Annotated in this window: 18 protein-coding genes and 1 tRNA gene; 3 read left to right on the forward strand and 16 right to left on the reverse strand. The window is 34.8% G+C overall.

Going from position 1 to position 19,615, the window contains the following annotated elements; genetic code table 11:
• Window positions 1-4: 4 nt before the first annotated feature.
• The 15 genes from IJI93_RS02420 to aroA all read right to left on the reverse strand — a co-directional run bounded on the left by IJI93_RS02420 (window position 5) and on the right by aroA (window position 13,918).
• Window positions 5-898 (reverse strand): zinc ribbon domain-containing protein, encoded by an 894-nt coding sequence (locus tag IJI93_RS02420; RefSeq protein ID WP_292819386.1) that lies wholly within the window; start codon window positions 896-898, stop codon window positions 5-7.
• A gap of 3 nt (window positions 899-901) precedes the next feature.
• Window positions 902-3,163: a DHH family phosphoesterase gene (locus tag IJI93_RS02425; RefSeq protein ID WP_292819389.1), complete on the reverse strand. Its 2,262-nt coding sequence runs from the start codon at window positions 3,161-3,163 to the stop codon at window positions 902-904.
• A 13-nt stretch (window positions 3,164-3,176) separates the two neighbouring features.
• Window positions 3,177-3,692: a hypothetical protein gene (locus tag IJI93_RS02430; RefSeq protein ID WP_292819392.1), complete on the reverse strand. Its 516-nt coding sequence runs from the start codon at window positions 3,690-3,692 to the stop codon at window positions 3,177-3,179.
• Window positions 3,693-3,777: 85 nt separating this feature from the next.
• Entirely contained in the window at window positions 3,778-4,143 is a 366-nt protein-coding gene (locus IJI93_RS02435) for a desulfoferrodoxin family protein (RefSeq protein WP_292819395.1), read from the reverse strand.
• Between the two features lie 55 nt (window positions 4,144-4,198).
• Window positions 4,199-4,573 carry a Fe-S cluster assembly scaffold protein NifU gene (gene nifU / locus IJI93_RS02440; protein WP_292785537.1) on the reverse strand — a complete coding sequence of 125 codons (375 nt, stop codon included), beginning with the start codon at window positions 4,571-4,573 and terminating at the stop codon, window positions 4,199-4,201.
• A 2-nt stretch (window positions 4,574-4,575) separates the two neighbouring features.
• Window positions 4,576-5,784 (reverse strand): cysteine desulfurase NifS, encoded by a 1,209-nt coding sequence (gene nifS, locus IJI93_RS02445; protein ID WP_292819398.1) that lies wholly within the window; start codon window positions 5,782-5,784, stop codon window positions 4,576-4,578.
• Between the two features lie 74 nt (window positions 5,785-5,858).
• Complete coding sequence (locus tag IJI93_RS02450; RefSeq protein ID WP_292819401.1) at window positions 5,859-7,154, reverse strand: O-acetylhomoserine aminocarboxypropyltransferase/cysteine synthase family protein; 1,296 nt, start codon at window positions 7,152-7,154, stop codon at window positions 5,859-5,861.
• A 196-nt stretch (window positions 7,155-7,350) separates the two neighbouring features.
• Window positions 7,351-8,103, reverse strand: a complete 753-nt coding sequence (locus tag IJI93_RS02455; RefSeq protein ID WP_292819404.1) for an ion transporter — start codon at window positions 8,101-8,103, stop codon at window positions 7,351-7,353.
• Between the two features lie 78 nt (window positions 8,104-8,181).
• Window positions 8,182-9,531 (reverse strand): cysteine--tRNA ligase, encoded by a 1,350-nt coding sequence (gene cysS / locus IJI93_RS02460; protein WP_292819407.1) that lies wholly within the window; start codon window positions 9,529-9,531, stop codon window positions 8,182-8,184.
• A gap of 42 nt (window positions 9,532-9,573) precedes the next feature.
• A tRNA-Cys gene (locus IJI93_RS02465) sits at window positions 9,574-9,645 on the reverse strand.
• 69 nt (window positions 9,646-9,714) lie between these two features.
• Entirely contained in the window at window positions 9,715-10,095 is a 381-nt protein-coding gene (locus IJI93_RS02470) for a transcriptional regulator (RefSeq protein ID WP_292819410.1), read from the reverse strand.
• A gap of 10 nt (window positions 10,096-10,105) precedes the next feature.
• Window positions 10,106-10,813, reverse strand: coding sequence for a serine O-acetyltransferase (gene cysE, locus IJI93_RS02475; RefSeq protein WP_292819413.1), 708 nt, complete (start codon window positions 10,811-10,813; stop codon window positions 10,106-10,108).
• 60 nt (window positions 10,814-10,873) lie between these two features.
• Window positions 10,874-11,821, reverse strand: coding sequence for a cysteine synthase A (gene cysK, locus IJI93_RS02480; RefSeq protein ID WP_292819416.1), 948 nt, complete (start codon window positions 11,819-11,821; stop codon window positions 10,874-10,876).
• Window positions 11,822-11,972: 151 nt separating this feature from the next.
• A complete protein-coding gene (gene nth / locus IJI93_RS02485) occupies window positions 11,973-12,602 on the reverse strand; it encodes an endonuclease III (protein ID WP_292819419.1) in 630 nt (209 codons plus the stop codon).
• Complete coding sequence (gene aroA, locus IJI93_RS02490; RefSeq protein WP_292819422.1) at window positions 12,602-13,918, reverse strand: 3-phosphoshikimate 1-carboxyvinyltransferase; 1,317 nt, start codon at window positions 13,916-13,918, stop codon at window positions 12,602-12,604. The genes nth and aroA overlap by 1 nt, the downstream gene beginning before the upstream one ends.
• Before the next feature lie 44 nt (window positions 13,919-13,962).
• On the opposite strand from aroA, the gene IJI93_RS02495 reads away from it, so the two are divergent.
• Window positions 13,963-14,526, forward strand: a complete 564-nt coding sequence (locus IJI93_RS02495) for a sugar O-acetyltransferase (protein ID WP_292819425.1) — start codon at window positions 13,963-13,965, stop codon at window positions 14,524-14,526.
• Between the two features lie 33 nt (window positions 14,527-14,559).
• Here IJI93_RS02495 and IJI93_RS02500 read toward each other — a convergent pair whose 3' ends face one another.
• Window positions 14,560-17,274 carry a valine--tRNA ligase gene (locus IJI93_RS02500; protein WP_292819428.1) on the reverse strand — a complete coding sequence of 905 codons (2,715 nt, stop codon included), beginning with the start codon at window positions 17,272-17,274 and terminating at the stop codon, window positions 14,560-14,562.
• A 163-nt stretch (window positions 17,275-17,437) separates the two neighbouring features.
• Here IJI93_RS02500 and IJI93_RS02505 point away from each other — a divergent pair, with 163 nt between their 5' ends.
• Complete coding sequence (locus IJI93_RS02505; protein ID WP_292819430.1) at window positions 17,438-17,794, forward strand: hypothetical protein; 357 nt, start codon at window positions 17,438-17,440, stop codon at window positions 17,792-17,794.
• 23 nt (window positions 17,795-17,817) lie between these two features.
• The gene (pheT, locus tag IJI93_RS02510; RefSeq protein ID WP_292819432.1) at window positions 17,818-19,476 is read left to right on the forward strand and encodes a phenylalanine--tRNA ligase subunit beta; all 1,659 of its coding nucleotides are present in this window, start codon (window positions 17,818-17,820) and stop codon (window positions 19,474-19,476) included.
• The last annotated feature ends 139 nt before the right edge of the window (window positions 19,477-19,615 follow it).

Here is a 19,615-nt window from a genome sequence, read left to right on the forward strand (position 1 = left end):
ATTATTACCTCAAAATACTTTTGATATTTTTAACTGTACCATTTATTGATTTTTTACGAAGAATTGTTCTTTTTATATTTTTTCCGCAATTTGGGCAAAAATCAGAATTCCAATCAAGAATTTCACCACAGCTGCAAACGATTTTTGATTTTATAACTCTTACAGGATTTAAAGGTCTTTCGCATATTTCACAAAACTTAGATCCCCTTTTATTTTTATGTCCGCAAACACAGATTAAGATTGAATTTTCCCTTTTTAAATTAGACCCGCATTCAGTACAATAGTCTGAAGTAATTTCATTTAAAGTGGAACAAGTGCACAGAAGTGAAATATCAGAAGATATTCCATAATTTTTTAATGGAAGACCACAATTTTTGCAGAATAATGCAAATCTTTCATTTTCTTCACCACAAAAACAGAATACCGAATCTTCGAATTCCAAATTAAAATTACTGTAATTATCAAAATTATTTTTTGAATCAACCCTCAATTGCTTTCCACACATCTCGCAGTATATATTTTCTTCAGAGTTTACTGTCCCGCATTCACACAATATATTTCCAATTGTAAATTGGGGTTTGGACTTGTTTTTTAATATTCTGGCTAACCTGCTTTCTGAGCGTTTAGCTCCACACATATAACAATACTCATTATCAATTTCATTCAAATATCCGCAGGTGCAAATTTCATATTTAAAGTCTTTTCTTTTGCTTAAGATGTATGGGGAAAAGTCTATATCAAAATTAAAAAAACCGATATTATGAATTGGAGGAGTCAAAATATGTAAATCATCAGATGCCCTGCGACCTGTTTTCAATCCGCAATTTGAACAGAAAGGTTCATTCGGCAGTATCCTGCAACCACATTTACGACAATAATTCTCCAAAACCATACTCATCAATTAGTTTTTAGACATTGCCTGAATTTCCTTAAGTAATTCAGATAAAACCTCTTCGCTTAACCCTTCAATATATTTGATTGATCCTGCACATTCATGTCCTCCGCCATCAATACCTGCTGAAGGGACTTTTTGAGCAAGTACAGAAACTATGTCATTTACATTAAATCCATATTCTTCATTTACTGCATCAGTTGCTCTAAATACTCCGAAATCAGGCCCATGACCTAATGTAACAATTGGCTTATCCTCTCCCAATTCCTTAATTATCCTATCATGGACAAAACCACAGGTCTTGCCCGGAGCAGGGAATGTGAATTTATGTGCGTATTTTTCAACATCAATAACATTGAAGTAAATTCCATTTTCAAATTGGGTTTTTTGAATATTAGGCATCGCTGCTTTAAGTTGTGTATCGACCCTTTTTAGATATTCCTTATATAAAGCATCGATCATTTTGTCATGCTTGTCCAAATTATCAACAGCTAAAATTGTGTCCATTATTCCTCTACCATTCATAAATCTTAAAAAGTAAGCTTCAAAATCAACACATTCTGCAATTTGTGCCAAATGTTCTTTAGTAAATCCTTTTTGAGCCGCCAATTCTAAGTATTGATAAACTTCACCTGACTCAGCATGGTCACCTAACGCCGCAACAGCCGGAAGATGCATTATCAAATCCTTTACAGCAGGATTAATGATGTGTGCAACTTCACAGGCCAGAGCACCGGCGGTCAATTGTGAATCTCCACCAACCAAATAAGGGTTAACATGAGTATCCACATATTCATCTACAGCAACTGTCGCTCCAACAATTTCACCATCTCTTATCTCTGTAGTTAATAATTCACCTGGGGAGTGGTGGTCTATTACAACAACTTCAATATCATAGATTTTTGCTTGCATTAAAGCTACAATGTCCTCTTCGGTGGATCCATTATCCAATAAGACGATTAAAGGCAATTTTTGACCATGCCTTTCCTGGTCTTCTAATGCAAATGATAAATCTTTAACAACATCTTCCAATTCATAAAATGGAGCCTTGCTTGGAGACCTTTTGAAATAATAATATTGGGCATCATTACTTGGATTTGCATATTCAATTAATGGAATTAATGCCTTTTCCATTGCAACGCCTGCACAGATACCATCTGCATCATTATGATGCCTAAGCAGAATTGTTCTTCCATCAAGAATAGCCCTTCTGATTTTATGAGCTGCTTCCCTCATCTTAGGTTTAAGTCTGTTTAATACATCACTCTTGACTAAGAAATCGACATCATTAGGCTCGGCTCTTTTGTCTAATGCCTCATCGATTAAATCATGTAATTTTGCTGATTGTTCAGGACTTAACTTAATGATTGACTGTGACTCAATTTGAGTTTTTCCGCCATGCTCATTGACATCACCTACAACTTGAATAGCATCCCCGACTTCAATCTCTGGATAAGCCCTTTCACCGGCCTTATCAAATGCAGCAACCCATGTAACGCCACTTTCATCATTAATGGTGAAAATTGTAGGTCCTGAAGTCTGTTGAATCTGTTGAACCTCTCCATCAATACGGACCATCTTTCCCATTTTTTCTTCCAATTTTCCGATTAATGTTCTTGGGAAAGATTTTGTTAGTCGAACAAGTTTATATTTGCTTACATAAGCCGGAGCCAAATCAATTTTTCCTTCTCTTGATTTAATAGCTGTGATGAATACGATGATTTCCTCACCGACCTTATATTCGGAAACATCACCTCTCATTAATCCCCAAACGTTATTATTTAAAGATACAAAAGCACCATAATGTTCAATTCTAGTAATTTTTCCTCTGTATAATTTATCCTGATCCAAATCACCCATTTTACATAGGGAATCTAAAACATAAACCTTCCTTACTTCATTTTCCCGAGCCACATATTCGTCATGCTTCATTTTTTCAACCTTTCTTTTTTCTTTACACTCTTCACATACATCATATTTTTCATCAAGCAATGTTCCGCAGTCGCGGCAGACATTTACCTGACCGGTTCCCTTACAATGCGGACAATCATCATAAACTTCCACTTGGCCTTTTCCATTGCATGCTTCACAGGGGATATCTTGGTCTGAACCTAAGTCAAATTTAGCTTTTGCTTTACTATTAACTCCTTTGAAATGATTTCCAACATCAAAAGCATCATCTTCATAGCCTGTTCCCCCACAGGCATCGCATTCTCTATAATCCACAACAACTGAACCTAAACCGTTACATTTCGGACATTTAGTTTTCACTTTATAACCTCAATTAAATAATAAAATTTTGTTTAAATAAATCCGGATTATCGCTTAACAATGCATCTCTTGCATCCCGATAAAGAATAGCTTGATCCATATAGCTATTAGCCTCATTACCATAACTTGTGCCAGTATAATTATAATGTGTTTTGAAAGAATTAATTGCTTCTTTCAAGTTATCAACAGCCAATAATTTCAGTTCCAATTCTGAAATCGCATCATCAATATACTCCTTATGAACACTATTAACATCAGAAGTGAAGTTGTCTCTTATAATATACAACTTAGATAGACTTTCATTATAATTATTTCCGGCTGAAATAGCCTTGTTCATTGATTCTCCATAATTTTTATCATTAACTAAATTAACAGCTTCATTATAATCATTGTCCCCATTAACAATGCCGTCACTGATTTCAGGCATTAATTTATTCATATTATCAATGGAACTATCAATAAAGACAATGGCTATTGAAATAAGAACTAAAATGAAAATAAAAATTATTACTTTAGTATAGCTTGACACGATATAAAATATATAAAATAAGTTATTTAAAATTTTTTATATTAATGAAAAAATAAAAAAAGAAGTTTAAAATTGAATTTTAAACTTATTCACTGGACCAAAGGCCATGTAAATTACAGAATGCACATGCTTTTACATCATCAGTTGATGAAACAGTGAAAGTTGCTTCTGCAACATCACCCGGTTTGAAGCATTTTGCAAATTGTTCATCACCAGCTTCTACAATTAAGAATTGGATGTAATGGTCATCATCCATTGGGTGAGCAGCTTCACCGACTTTAACGGTCACTTTGTCACCATCAATTTCTACAACCGGTTTGTGTTTAGGAGATTTTTCTCCTTCAGTTTGTACTGGAATTTCAAGCATATGGTCATTGCAGGTATTTTCATCACCGATTGCTAAAACTTGAATGATACTTCCACATTCTTCACATTTTAATATTTTTGCCATATAAAACATCTCCGTATTTAATTAAAGAGTATTTTATATCTTAAAGTATTTATTATTATTGATTATTTTCATAATAATTCTCAATTGCTGCCTGAAGCCCATCTGCCGCTAGATTTGAACAATGCATTTTAATTGGAGGAAGACCATCCAATTCATCTGCAACATCATTTCTAGATATTTTTAAAGCTTCATCCAATGTTTTTCCAACAGCAATTTCAGTAATCATACTGCTTGTTGCAATTGCTGCTCCGCAACCGAATGTTTGGAAAGATATGTCTTCAATGACTTCATCATCATTGACTTTAATGTAAATTGTCATTAAATCTCCACAGGTCGGGTTTCCTACAGTTCCGACACCGTTGGCATCTTCCATTTTTCTACAGTTTCTTGGGTTAGCAAAATGATCCATAACTTTTTCTGAATAATCCATAATTAACACATCCTACAGTCATCACCATGTTTTTTACACATTACTCCATCATAATCCAGTTCCTGATTCCAAAGAGGTGACATCTCCCTTAATCTGGAAACGGATTCTGCAATAACATTAACAAATTCATCTACATCAAAATTTTCGCTTTCAGGAGCTAATGATATTCTTAAAGATCCATGAACATCCACTGGGTCAAGACCTAAAGCAGTCAATACTGGGGAAGCTTCCAAAGTATTGGAAGAGCATGCTGAACCAGTAGAAGCCTGATAACCTTTAGCATCCAATAGAAGAATTAATGATTCACCTTCAATAGCTTTAAATCTGAAGTTGACAAGGTTAGGTAATCTATTTTCTTTATCCCCATTTAAATATGCCTCAGGAATAGTAGTAACCACCTTATCAATGATTTCATCCCTAATTGAAGATAATTTTTCATAATGCTCATCCAATTGTTGGCTAGCTAACTCGCAAGCTTTTCCAAATCCAACAATTCCCGGAACATTCTCAGTTCCTGACCTGATGCCTCTTTCCTGACCTCCCCCATGGATAAGAGGAACAACTCTAGTTCCTTTTTTGATATATAATGCACCAACACCTTTTGGACCATTGATTTTATGTGAGGATAAGGATAGCAAATCGACATTTAATTTCTCAACATCCACTTCAATCTTACCAAAACTCTGCACAGCGTCTGTGTGGAACTTAATTCCTTTTTCACGGGCAATTTCACCAATTTCTTCAATAGGTTGAATTGTACCAAGTTCGTTATTTGCATGCATTACAGTTATTAAAATGGTTTCAGGAGTTATCGCTTCTTTTAAATCTTCAATACTGATAATACCATTCTCATTTACTGGCAAGTAGGTAACTTTGAAATCAAGAGATTCTAAAAATCCCAAAGTGTTTTTTACAGCAGGGTGCTCAATATTGGTTGTAATGATATGTTTACCTTTTTTAGCCAATTTAAAGGCTATTCCTTTGATGGCCAAATTATCAGATTCTGATCCCCCGCTTGTGAATATGATTTCTTCAGGTTTTGCATTAATTGCATCAGCCACCCTTTGGCGAGCCTGATCTAATGCTTTTTTAGATTCACGACCAATTTTATAAAGAGTTGAAGGGTTTCCAAACTCTTCAGTAAAATATGGTTTCATTTCTTCAAAAACTTCTTTGCTAACTTGTGTAGTTGCTGAGTTATCCAAATACATCCTTAATCTCCAAATTTTCAATTTTTAATTAATTTTAAAGCACCCTCAAATATTTTAAGTGATTAGATAGTTATTTAAATACTATCTAATGCTTGACTTAAGTCTTCTATTAAATCATCCACATCCTCTAAACCTATTGAAAGTCTTATGAAGTCCGGTGTTACACCAGTAGCTTCCTGTTCTTCAGGAGTCAATTGCTGATGTGTTGTACTTGCTGGGTGAATTGCAAGGCTTTTTGCATCACCAATATTTGCAAGAATTGAGAATAACTCTAATTTTTCAATTACTTTTCTTCCGGCTTCCTCTCCACCTTCAACACCGAAACCTAAAATACCTGCGAAGTTATCTTTCAAGTATTTTTTGTTGACTTCATAGGTAGGGTGAGATTCCAAACCAGGATAGTTTACCCATTTAACTTTAGGATGGGATTCTAAAAATTTAGCTACTTTTAAAGCATTTTCAGAATGTCTTTTTACACGCACATCTAAACTTTCAAGCCCTTGTAAGAAAATGAAACTGTGAACAGGTGCTTGGGTTGCTCCCAAATCTCTTAAAAGTCTTGCTCTAGCCCTTACAGTAAATGCAATGTTTCCTAACTCAGGAACATCTCCGAATGCATCCCAAAATACCAGTCCGTGATAGCTTGGATCAGGATTAGTGAAGTTTGCAAACTTACCATTACCCCAGTTGAATTTACCTGAATCTACAATGTATCCTCCAACTGCAGTTCCATGACCTCCAACATATTTAGTTGCGGATGCCGCAATTACATCAGCTCCATGCTCCAATGGCCTGACTAATCCAACACCTACAGTATTGTCCACAATCAATGGAATATCATGAGAATGTGCAATTTCTGCAAGTGCCTCAAAATCTGGGACATCCAATTTCGGGTTTCCAATTGATTCAACATAAATTGCTTTGGTTTTTTCATCGATTGCATCTTCAAAAGCCTGTAAATCTTGAGAGTTGACAAACTTAACATCACGTGCCAAGTCCTTGAAAGTATAATTGAATAACTGATATGTTCCACCATAGAGGTTATCTGCAGAAACGATATTGTCTCCAGGTTCAGTTACATTCAAGATTGCATATGAAATTGCTGCAAGACCACTTGATGTTGAAAGACCGGAGTTACCACCTTCTATAGCAGCAATTCTTGCTTCAAATACATCACTAGTTGGGTTTGTAAGTCTGGAATAAATTTGTCCAAACTCTTGAAGGGCGAATCTCCTTGCAGCTTCATCTGAATCTTTAAATACATATGAAGTAGTTTGATAAATCGGAACCGCCTGAGCCCCTGTCGCGGGGTCTGGTTGTTGTCCTGCACGTACACCTAATGTTGCTAATCCATAATTTTTATTTGCCATTAATAATCACCTTAATAATTTAATTTGATCAATAATATATCACGCGTTATATTATTATATAACAATAGTTATTTTTTATATATAAATGTTTCGCATACCTAAAAAACATTAGCAAAGTAAAAAATAAAACAATGTTATACAAATATAACATCTGTTATTTTTAGTATATAAAGGTTGTTATATTTTATCAAAAAAATTATTTTTCTTCTAATTTTTTATTCAAATTAGCTATTTCTTCTTTTAATTCCTTTAGCTCTTTTTGAGTTGCATCTAATTTTTCGTTAATCGATTTGAGTTCCTCACTACCTTCATTTAATAATTTTTTATTGAAATATGATGCCATGGATCCTGTGACTGCACTGAATATTAACACACCACCAATAAGAAGAATTAAACTGATTACCTTTCCAATCATTGAATTCGGCAAAACATCGCCATAGCCTACCGTTGTTAATGTAGATAAAACAAACCATAAAGAGTCAAAAAGACTATTCATGCTTGGGTCAAACAAATACAAACCAAGAGTGAATGAAATGATAATAATTAAAAAGATACCAAAAATTTCATCCAAATAGGTATCTTTTAGAAATACGTTTATGACTTCAAATAATTGTACAAACAAAATCAGGATTCTGATGAACTTTAAAACTTTCAGCACGGATAGTACACCTGCATATGGTAGAAATGGAAACAGCAACAAATCAAATGGCATTCCTGCAATAAATTCCGTGAAATTAGATTTGAAGAACTTTTTTTTATTTTTGGCTTTAGAGAATCTAAAGAAGAATTCAATAAGCAATACCGCACATAAGCATGTATCAAAAATAATTAAATTATAATATGATTTAGTAGATAAAGTAATAACTAATGAACTAGTTAAAAAGATTAAGTCAAGTAATATCCATATGGATAAGGCAAATTCATAATAGTTATTCCATTTTTCATTCATCAATTAATATTTAGAAAATTACTGATTAAATAATTATTGATAAAAATTATAAAAAAATAGTGGAAGGAGAAAAATCTCCTAGTCATTAATCTCATAACCTAAAGATTGTAAATCATTTCTAATCTTATCTGATAAATCATATTGCTTGTTAGCTCTTAGCTCAGATCTCACTTCAGAAATTACATCAAGCAAATCGTCTGAAGCCGCACTGACCTCCTCAGTTTCAAAGCTAACGCCGAATATATGGCTTGCATCATCCAAAAATGCCTTGATAGCTACTTTATCTTCAACACTTAAGTTATCCAATTCATTTTTGGAATCATTGATTAATCCAAAAATAGCTGCAATAGCTTTTGGAGTGTTAAAGTCATCATCCATACTGTTAAAGAATTCGGCTGACCATTTATCCAACACATCATAATCAGAATTAAACTCTTCTGTAACCTCAACATCCAAAAGTTCATAGTATTTTCTGATTCTCTCTAAGCTTCTTTCAGATTGATGAAGTGAATCCTTTGAAAAGTCAATCGGACTTCTGTAGTGAGTAGATAACACAAAGAATCTGAAGGTTTCAGCTTCATAGTCTTTTAACAAATCACGAATAGTAATGAAGTTATTTAGTGATTTTGACATTTTTTCTCCATTTACATTTAAAAATCCTGTGTGTAACCAGAATTTAACCATTGGAGCTTTGCCTGAAACCGCTTCCATTTGTGTGATTTCCGCTTCGTGGTGAGGGAAAATCAAATCCAGGCCTCCACCATGAGCATCATATTGAGGTCCAAAGTAGTATTCAGTAATGGCAGTATCTTCAATATGCCATCCAGGTCTTCCATCACCCCATGGGGATGGCCAGGTAGGCTCATCAACTCCAACACGTTTTTTCCAGAGTGCAAAGTCCTGTGGATTTTTCTTTGTGGTTTCGGCAATGTCTCTGTGAGACTCCAACTCTTCAATATTCCTATTGGATAACTTACCAAATTCAGGGAATTTATCTATTTCAAAGTAAACCCCGTCTTCAGTTTCATAAGCGTAACCCTTATCAATTAATCTTTGAATTTGGTCCAATATTTCATCAACGTGATCAGTTGCTCTTGCAAATAAATTGACACCATTGACATTTAATTTATTCATGTCTTCAATGTATCTTTTTTCGAACTTGCGGGCCAATTCATTAGCAGGAATTCCGCTTTCTTTTGACCTGTTAATAATCTTATCATCAATATCAGTAATGTTTTGAATATAAAATACTGCATATCCTTTATATTCCAAATATCTTTTAATTGTATCAAAAGATATGTAAGTCCTTCCATGACCTATGTGAGCATCGTCGTAAACAGTAGGGCCACAAACAAACAAGTTAACTCTGTTTTTATTTATTGTTTCAAAAGTCTGTTTACTACGAGTTAATGTTGAATAAACATCCATAAAAATATCTCCGCAAAAAAAATAATTTATTAATTAAAAGAAAGGCAAGTGAGGGACTTGAACCCCCGTATTATGGTCTGCAGCCACACACCTAAGCCACTCGGTAAACTTGCCACTAAAATTAAAGTATAATAAAATATTGGTTATTAATAGTTTAAATACTTTACTATAAAATCCAATATTTTAGCAATTATTTGTTTCAGAACCTAAACAAGATTGGCAGTCTTCCCCAAGTTCGGACTTATCAATGTTGAGTTGTTCTAAAACATCTGCAGTTTCTACATGCCTACATATAGCACAAGTTCTTCCAATCAATTGAGCTTTTGTAGCTGTTCCATCCGCCAACTCTTGAGCAAAATCCTTAACCATTTTTCTGACATTCTCATCAAGTTTAATACCGCTACCCCTTTTATCAGTTATATACTGAGATACAGCAGGTTGTGTGATGTCCATAAGTTCAGAAACATCTTTTTGTCTCATACCCAAATTTAAAAGTTCTTTGGCTAATTCTGACCTAATAGCCGGTATTACATACCATACAACTACTTCACAAGGTGGTTTCATAAAATCCCTTCTATTTTTTAAACAAATCCTCTAAATCTTCTTGTTCGTCCCGAATATCATCTGCTAAACAAATTTCATGTTTATCGAATAATATTCTAAAGCGTTCATCATTTTCCTTGAGGTGTTGTTCAAGAGTTCTGATTGCATCAGCAACAGGGTCTGGGAGTTTATCATGGTCAAGGTCAACTTCTTTGTGAGGAACACCTTTACGTTTTACGATACGTCCCGGAACCCCAACACAAGTTGAATCTGGAGGAACATCCTTAAGCACAACAGCACCAGTACCAATTTTGGAATACTCACCTATTGTAATATTTCCCATTACTTTAGCGCCTGCACCAACAATAACTCCACGTTCAAGAGTTGGATGTCTTTTGGTTTTTTCTGTACTGGTTCCTCCAAGGATAACACCTTGATATAACAATACATCATCACCAACAATTGCTGTTTCACCAACAACAACACCCATTCCATGATCAATGAAAACTCGTTTACCAAATGTTGCACCGGGATGAATTTCAATTCCTGTAATAAATCTTGCTATATTAGAATTTATACGAGCCAATAGCTTTAAAGAATGATTCCATAGCCAATGACTGACCCTATGGAATAACAAAGCATAAAATCCTGGATAACATAGAAAAATCTCTAATGTAGATCTTGCTGCAGGATCTTTTTCTTTAATAGCTTTAATTTCATCCCTTAAATTATCGAACATTAGTAAACCTCAAAGATTGATATACTAAAATTATATAACATATGGTATATATAGTTATTCTTATTCAAATAACCAATCTACAGAGAGATATCTTTCACCATTATCTGGTAAGATGGCTATTATTCTTTTACCTTTATTTTCTTCTTTTTTAGCTAAATCTAAAGCAGCCCAAGTTGCGGCTCCAGAGGAAATACCTGAAAATATACCTTCTTTTTTAGCTAAAGCAAGTAAAGTGTTTCCAGCATCCTCATTTGCAACCGGAATAATTTCATCAATCACATCAGCGTCATAGATGGAAGGAACAAAGCCTGCTCCAATACCTTGGATTTTGTGAGGTCCCTTTTCACCTTTGCCCAATGTTTGTGAGTCTTTTGGCTCAACGGCAACAATTTTTACATCAGGAACTTCCTTTTTAAGAACTTTACCTATTCCGGTAATTGTTCCTCCGGTACCTACACCGCCAATTACAATATCAACTTTTCCTTCAGTATCTCTTAAAATTTCCTGAGCAGTAGTTTCAGCATGAATTTTTACATTAGCAGGATTGTCAAATTGACCTAAAATAATTGAGTCAGGAGTTTCATCTTGTAATTCATTAGCTTTTGCGATTGCTCCACCCATTCCATCAGCTCCAGGAGTTAAAACAAGTTCAGCTCCAAGAACGCTTAAGAATTTTCTTCTTTCAATGGACATTGTGTCAGGCATTGTTAAAATTAATTTATAACCTTTAGCTGCCGCCGCAAATGCAAGTCCAATACCAGTGTTTCCACTTGTAGGTTCGATGATAGTTGAACCTGTTTTGAGTAAACCTTTTTCCTCTGCATCTTCAATCATTGCAACTGCAACACGGTCCTTGACACTACCTGTCGGGTTGAATGATTCTATTTTTACATCAACTTCCGCTTCTAAATCTTTTGTTAAATTGTTTAGTCTTACGATTGGAGTGTTTCCAATAGCATCAGTTATGCTATCTAAAACTCCTCTTTTTAATTTTGGAATATTTGCCATAATTTATTTCTCCTATATATTAATTGTTTTTAAAGGCATATTTAAAGGGTTATCTTTAGTTAATATAACATTTGTTATAATAACTATTGTTATATAACAATGTTTTAGTTTATAAATGTTTTGGAAAAACTAAATTTTTAATGTGAAAAAATTAAATATTTTCATCAAAATAATCACAAATTTCAGTACAGGGACAAATTTCACACTTAGGCCCTATTGGTTTGCAAATATTTTGACCAAACTGAACCATCAAATCATTTAATTTTACCCACAAATCTTTTGGAGCTATTTTTGAAAGTTCAACTTCAGTTTCTTCAGGCTCTTTAGTATCAACCAGACCTAAACGATTGGAAATTCTGTGAACATGAGTATCAACCGGAATTGCAGGCAGGTCAAACGCAAATACCAAAACACAATTTGCGGTTTTACGGCCAACGCCCGGAAGTTTAACGAGTTCATCCAAGGTATCCGGAACTTCCCCACCATACTCATCAATTAGAATCTGTGAAACTTCCTGAATTCTTGCAGCTTTAACATTATAAAAGCCGGCAGGTTTAATTAGTTCCTTTACATCATCAATCGGAGCATCAACAACTTCATAAATGTCTTTATATTTAGAAAATAGGTTTTCAGTAGCCTGATCAGTATTTTCATCCCTTGTTCTTTGGGACAAAATTGTTCTAACCAGCACCCGATAAGGGTCTTGGTCTAAAAATGTTCTTATCTCAAAAGTATTATCCAGTTGATTGACAAGTTCAATCACTCTTTCTTCTTTATTCATTATACCAACTCCAATTCAAATCCAAGTTCTGCCATTGATTCAATGAAATTTGGAAAAGACACGTCAAATACTTCTCCATTTGTAATTGTGATGTCATGTTTTAAACCAATTAGTGAAAATGCCATGGCCAATCGGTGATCTCCATGGGAATCTACAACACCTGATGTTACGCCGCCAGTTATGCTCATTCCATCTTCTCTTTCAACCAATTTACATCCTAACTTTTCGAGTTCTCTGCAAGTAGTATCAATTCTATCGGTTTCCTTAACTCTTGCATGAGCAACACCTGTAATGTTTGTAGTTCCTTCAGCAATCGCTGCAAGCACTGCCACGGTAATCAATAAATCCGGAGCATTAGACAAATCAACATCAATAGCTTTAAGCTGACCATTGGAACCTATTTCGACATAATCTTCGCCACGGATAATTTTGGCACCCATTTGTTGTAGAATATCCAAAATTGCCTTATCCCCTTGCTTAGAATTTCTGAATAGATTTTTTATTTTAGCTTTTCCACCATTGATGGCTATTAACGCAAGCAAATAAGATGCGGATGAGTAATCTCCTTCAACAGTATAATCACATGAAATATACTCCTGTTTCATAACTTTAAACTCATCAATTCTGCAGCTTTGATGTTGCTTATCACAATTATCATGCTTTAAATAATATCCTTTTAACGTTTTAACACCAAATTTTCTCATTATATCCAATGTCATGTTGACATATGGCCTTGATTTAAATTCAGGCAATACGTACAATGTAACACCATGTTTAGATAATGGTGAAGATATTAAAATTGATGAAATGAATTGTGAGCTAACATTACCATAAATGTTAGTTTCACCACCAAGATAACCCGGTTTAATCAATATTGGTGCTTTTTCATTGTCATTTAAGGATTCTGTTGTAACCCCTAAAGAATGTAATGCAGCCATCAACAATCCCATAGGCCTTGTTTTTAACGATTCATCACCGGTTAAAATAACCTCATTATCGCTTATGGCCGAAACTGATGTCATTAACCTTAAGGTAGTTCCAGAATTGGCAAGATCAATTGGAGCATTTTGAGAATTATGCAATTTTCCTCCAGTACCAACAACCTCCAAATATTCATCAGTTTTATTTATTTGCGCTCCCAAAGCCTTACAAACCCTTATTGAAGCCAAAGTATCTTCAGAGTATAACATGTCATATAGCTTTGAAGTGCCCTTAGCTAAAGAAGCCAAAATTATTGCTCTGTGAGAATAACTTTTGGAAGGCGGCGCTTTAACAACTCCACCTATTTCTGAAATATTTTTAACCTTAAGAATCATTTTATCACTATTATTTTTAACTAAAATTAATAATATATTTAACTATGAAAGAAATTGAAAAGATGAAGGCCGGACTTGAATACTGCTACGATGATGAAGAAATATCCTTAATGAAATTAAAGGCAATCGAAAATGCCAATATATTCAATTCACTTGATGAAGACGATTTAGAAAAACAACATGAAGTTTTAACCGATATATTGGGTTCTGTGGGTGAAAAGGTTTGGATTGCCAAACGGTTCTGTTTTGATAACGGTAAAAACATTTTCATTGGGAATAATTTTACTGGAAACTTTAATTTAACTATTCTGGATATTAAAGAAGTCTATATTGGGGACAATGTAATGATTGGCCCAAATACTTTAATAACAACCGTTGGCCATCCTTTAAGCCCAAAAGGACGTCGCGACCATTTAGCTCAAGCAAGCGAAATACACATTGGCGATGATGTCTGGTTAGGGGGAAATGTGACAGTTCTTCCTGGAGTTACAATTGGAAATAATGTTGTAATCGGTGCAGGGGCAGTTGTAAACAAGGATATCCCGGATAATTCTCTTGCAGTCGGAGTTCCAGCAAAAGTAATTAAAGAAATAGAAAATGATATTTAATAATTTATAAAAAAAAGAAATTTAGAGAAGTAATTATCTAATTACTTCCACAATCATGTCTAAGTTTTCAGATTGTAGGATATCCACTTTTTTACCGGATGCTCCGACAATCTCTTTTTTGATGTTCAACATGTCTTCAGGAACTACAATTTCACCAATTGTCAATTCATGGTTTTCTTCTAAAACCGCACCGATTTCATCAATATCAGTTGATTTTAGATAACCGATGATTTTGCCTGCATCCCCTTTGAACTTAGGTCCGATTTGAGACATGTCCGGTTCAACTTCGATGATTTTCTCATGAACTTCAGGTTTTCCGGAACTGATTGCCAAATCATTGATTTTTAATGTTCCTTTAATGTCATCGTCAAAATCATTGAATACTTCAACAAGAGAATCATCAGAAGTGTACACATTCACTTCAGCAAGCTCCGCATTTAATGGGATTTTGGAGGCGGACTTGAATCTTCTGACCTCATCAATCAGCTCGACGGTAGTTTCACCCTTGTTTTCCATCTCTTCACTTATCAATTCATCATAAACTTCAGGCCATAAGGTGTTGTGAATTGATTCATCACCAAAGTATTGGTAAACCTCTTCTGTAAAGAATGGGGCAATTGGAGCCAATAATTTTAGTGAAGTTTCAACTACAGTTCTTAAAGTGTATTTTGCAGCTCTTCTTGACTCGTCACTTACATCAGTGTATAGCCTGTATTTTACGGCTTCAATGTATTCATCACAGAAATCATGCCAGAAGAACCTTTCAATGGATGTTATGGTTTCTGCAAAGTTATAATCTGCAAATGCTTCATCAACAGTTTTATTCAAATTATTCAATTTGGATAAAATCCATAAATCAAGAGGTCCTAAATTATCCTTAACATCTTCATATGAAACTTCTTCATCAAAGATTTGCATGCTAATGAATCTGAATGCATTCCAGAATTTTCTGAGGAACCTGTATCCATGTTTAATATCCTTCCAGTCAAATATTACATCAGAGCCAGGAACACTGTTGGCAGCCCATGTTCTCAAGGAGTCAGCGCCGTACTGTTCAATGACCTCTTCGGGCCCTACTACGAATTCTGGCCTTGATTTACTCATTTTGTTTCCGTCTTCACCGAATACCATACCGTTGATTACAATATCGTCGAATGGTTTTTGACCGGTTAAAGCCAAACATCTTAAAGTAGTGTAAAACGCCCATGTACGGATGATGTCATGTCCTTGCGGACGGATGTTTGATGGGAAATGGTTTACATAATCTTCATCAGGCCATCCTGCAATGGATAATGGTGAGATTGAGGAATCCATCCATGTATCCAAAACGTCTTCTTCCGGAATAAACTCTTCACATCCGCATTCACATGCATGTTTTGGAGTGTCCACAGTTGGATCAATAGGCAAGTCTTCTGCATCAGGCAAAATAACTTTTCCACAGTCCTTACAATACCATACCGGAATTGGTGTTGCAAATATTCTTTGTCTTGAAATACACCAGTCCCATTCCATGGAATCTGCCCAGTTCACCATACGGGATTTCATATGCTCAGGCACCCATTTCATTTCATCTGCTGCAGTTTTGGTTTTTTCTATTAAATCCCTTACAGCCACAAACCATTGTTTTTTAACAAGAATTTCAATAGGGGTTTTGCATCTCCAGCATTGACCTACATTTTGGTCAACTTGTTCCTGCTTTAACAAGTAGCCTTCGCTATCCAAATCCTCAATTGTTTGTTTTTTACAGCTTTGCAAGTCCATTCCTTCATATCTTCCGGCAGCACTGGTTAATGTACCTGTTTCATCGATTGCATTAATGATTTCCAGGTCATATTTTTGTACCCAGCTTACGTCAGTCTTATCCCCAAATGTACAAATCATTACTGCACCAGTACCGAATTCAGGGTCTACTTCTTCATCGGCAATAATTTTTACTTTTTGGTGAGATAAAGGCACTTCCACATATTTGCCTAAAAGGTGAGTGTACCTTTCGTCTTCCGGATGTATTACAACCGCTACACATGCAGACATTAATTCCGGACGGGTGGTTGCAATTAAAATACCTTCATCCTTAGGGTCAGCCTGTTTACCGGATTCTTGTGATGAAGCAATGTCTGCATATGAATCTTCAACTGCAGGCGGGAAATTAACATAATTTAAAAATGTGGTATTGTCTGAATATTCAACTTCTGCAAATGCAATAGCTGTCTGACAACGAGGACACCAGTTTACTGGGTGAATCCCTTGATAGATTAACCCGTCTTCATACATTTTTAAAAAGGAATATTGAGTTCTTTTCATGTATTCGGGATTCATAGTTACAAACTCACGTGTCCAATCCTGTGAATAACCCATTGCCTTCATGTCTGCTTTCATGCTTGCAATGTTTTTAGTGGTCAAATCAATACAATATTGTCTAAATTGAGCTCTTGAAACATCATTTTTATTGATGTTGTGAGTTTCTTCAACTTTTACTTCAGTTGGAAGACCATGGCAGTCCCATCCCTGAGGGAATAAAACGTCAAATCCCTTTTGTCTCCTATATCTTGCATTCATATCAATATAAACCCAATTCAGGACATGTCCTAAGTGAATTGCTCCTGTTGGGTATGGTGGGGGAGTGTCAATAACATATCTAGGACGAGAACCATCACCAATGTATTTGTAGATGTTTTCATCTTCCCATTTCTTCTCCCATTCTTTTTCTTTTTTGAAATCATAGTCTTTAGGAATCTCTTCGTTTGACATATATTTTCTCCTAAAATAATTAAGTAAAAATAATATTATTAAATATGTATTTTATTATTTAAAAATATTAACTTAATCAAATCAAATAATAGATAATTATATTATATACAAAAATTAATAAATAATAATATTATAAATTAAAAAAATAAAAGGACTGTTTAAAATGCACTTATTATGGTTTTATGTTGCTATTGTATTGGCTATCAGCGATGTATTGCACACAACACTTATGTGGAAAGTTTTAAATAATTTTTACGTCGTTTTAGGAGGGCTAATTCAGCAAACCACAAAAACAACCTGGCAGACCTGGTTGGCACATGAAATAATGGAAGCCGGATTTCATCTTGTAGTCATATCAATAGTGTTCTTAAATCCAATTATCGGAATTCTAGCGGCCCTTATTCATTTTGTAATCGATATAACCCATACCGTACTCATACGAAATATGGGAGAACTAGAACATAGAGCGCTTCACTTTGTTGTTGAATCTCTATTCTTCATTATAATATTTGGATTTTAAAAATAGTTTATTGGAGTTATTAAATGCCAGTTATTACATTTAAGTATCAAGATTTAAAAGATTTAGGAATAGATATGGAAAAAGACGAATTAATAGACACTTTACCTATGATGTCCAGTGATATTGAAGACTTTGATGACGAAGAAATTAAAGTTGAATTCTTCCCAAACCGTCCGGACAACTTATCTGTTGAAGGCGTAGCCAGATCTTTTAAAGGATTTATTGGTCAAGAGACTGGTCTTCCTGATTATAAAGTTGAAGATTCCGGAGAATATGTTGAAGTGGACGCTGATGTCGCTAAAATCAGACCTTACATAGGATTTGCTAAAATCGATGATGTAGATTTTACCGGAGACAAACTCAAGTACATCATGGATTTCCAGGAAAACCTTCACTGGGTAATCGGAAGAGACAGGAAAAAGGTAGCTATAGGTATTCACAATGCAGATGTTGTTAAAGCTCCATTTAAATACATTGCAACCGAAAAAGATGCGAATGCCTTTGTTGCACTTGAAAAAGATACTCCAATGACTCCACATGAAATCCTGACCGAACATGACAAAGGTAAAGCCTATGCTCATTTGATTGAAGAGTTTGACAAATATCCTTTAATCCTTGATTGTGAAGACAATGTTCTTTCAATGCCGCCAATCATCAACGGCGAGTTAACCAAAATCAAGGAGGACACCAAAAACATTATCGTTGATGTGACTGGAACTGATGAAAGGGCAGTCAATCAGGCATTGAATATCATATGCTCATCCTTTGCAGAAGTTGGCGGTCAAATCAAAAGCATGGAAGTAAGATATGCGGATAAAACAATAGTAAGTCCTGACTTAACTCCTCAAGAGCAAAGTGTTCACGTCGATACTGCAAATGAATTGATTGGTGGAACAGACCTTACTGCAGAAGATATTAAAGAATTGCTTCTAAAAGCACGTTTTGACGCTGAAATCATCAATGACAATGAAGTCAAAGCAATTATTCCATCTTACAGAGTTGACATTCTACACGAAGTTGATGTCGTTGAAAATATTGCAGTGCAATACCACATCAACTCAGTTGAAGCAAAATTGCCGGACATAAATACTGTAGCTTATGAAAACAACTGGTTTAAGGCAGAAAGTACTATCCGTGAAGTGATGGTCGGCATGGGTTTTCAAGAGGTAATGAGCCTAATGCTTACAAATGAAGAGGCGCATTATGAAAAGATGAACCAACCTGAAGAAGACCATGTCCAGGTTGCAAGACCTATAACAATCGACAGAACAATGATTAGAACCAGTTTGATTAACAGTTTAATGGAATTTTTAGAAGACAACAAGCATGAAGACTTGCCTCAAAAGATATTTGAAATCGGGGACATCCTATACATAGATGATGAAAAGGAAAATAAAACAAGGTCATCTAAAAAATTAGCCGCTTTGATTTGCCATTCAACAGCAAACTTTACTGAAATCAAATCTGTTGTAACAAGTGTCTTAGGCAATTTAGGCTACACTATGGAAATTTCCGACAGTGAAAACAAGACATTCATTGAAGGAAGAGTTGCTGATGTTGTCGGTGAGGCTCAAAAGGGTACAATTAAAGGATTCTTCGGTGAAGTATCACCTGAAGTCATAACTAATTTCACTTTAGAGTATCCTGTTATTGCATTTGAAATTGAATTTATCAACAAATAGATTCTTTTTCAATACCACAATTTTCTCATCTGTATTTCAATTTGAGTGTAATTGTCCACTGCAGGTGGAGAACCATAATTATTAAAAACAAATATAAGAATTAATAATAGAATTATTATTCCTATTAAAATTATTGTCC

Origin of the sequence: Methanobrevibacter sp., from assembly GCF_017431965.1 — an archaeon.
Taxonomy (GTDB): Archaea; Methanobacteriota; Methanobacteria; order Methanobacteriales; family Methanobacteriaceae; genus Methanocatella.

Bases quoted from the DNA above. Each gene is read 5' to 3' on its own strand.
- IJI93_RS02505 (WP_292819430.1), top strand. From the start codon at position 17,438: ATGCACTTATTATGGTTTTATGTTGCTATTGTATTGGCTATCAGCGAT.
- IJI93_RS02435 (WP_292819395.1), bottom strand. From the start codon at position 4,143: ATGGCAAAAATATTAAAATGTGAAGAATGTGGAAGTATCATTCAAGTT.
- IJI93_RS02420 (WP_292819386.1), bottom strand. From the start codon at position 898: ATGAGTATGGTTTTGGAGAATTATTGTCGTAAATGTGGTTGCAGGATA.
- cysS (WP_292819407.1), bottom strand. From the start codon at position 9,531: ATGGATGTTTATTCAACATTAACTCGTAGTAAACAGACTTTTGAAACA.
- IJI93_RS02495 (WP_292819425.1), top strand. From the start codon at position 13,963: ATGAAAGAAATTGAAAAGATGAAGGCCGGACTTGAATACTGCTACGAT.
- cysK (WP_292819416.1), bottom strand. From the start codon at position 11,821: ATGGCAAATATTCCAAAATTAAAAAGAGGAGTTTTAGATAGCATAACT.
- IJI93_RS02500 (WP_292819428.1), bottom strand. From the start codon at position 17,274: ATGTCAAACGAAGAGATTCCTAAAGACTATGATTTCAAAAAAGAAAAA.
- IJI93_RS02470 (WP_292819410.1), bottom strand. From the start codon at position 10,095: ATGAAACCACCTTGTGAAGTAGTTGTATGGTATGTAATACCGGCTATT.
- cysE (WP_292819413.1), bottom strand. From the start codon at position 10,813: ATGTTCGATAATTTAAGGGATGAAATTAAAGCTATTAAAGAAAAAGAT.
- nifS (WP_292819398.1), bottom strand. From the start codon at position 5,784: ATGTATTTGGATAACTCAGCAACTACACAAGTTAGCAAAGAAGTTTTT.
- pheT (WP_292819432.1), top strand. From the start codon at position 17,818: ATGCCAGTTATTACATTTAAGTATCAAGATTTAAAAGATTTAGGAATA.
- nth (WP_292819419.1), bottom strand. From the start codon at position 12,602: ATGAATAAAGAAGAAAGAGTGATTGAACTTGTCAATCAACTGGATAAT.
- aroA (WP_292819422.1), bottom strand. From the start codon at position 13,918: ATGATTCTTAAGGTTAAAAATATTTCAGAAATAGGTGGAGTTGTTAAA.
- IJI93_RS02450 (WP_292819401.1), bottom strand. From the start codon at position 7,154: ATGGCAAATAAAAATTATGGATTAGCAACATTAGGTGTACGTGCAGGA.
- nifU (WP_292785537.1), bottom strand. From the start codon at position 4,573: ATGGATTATTCAGAAAAAGTTATGGATCATTTTGCTAACCCAAGAAAC.
- IJI93_RS02455 (WP_292819404.1), bottom strand. From the start codon at position 8,103: ATGAATGAAAAATGGAATAACTATTATGAATTTGCCTTATCCATATGG.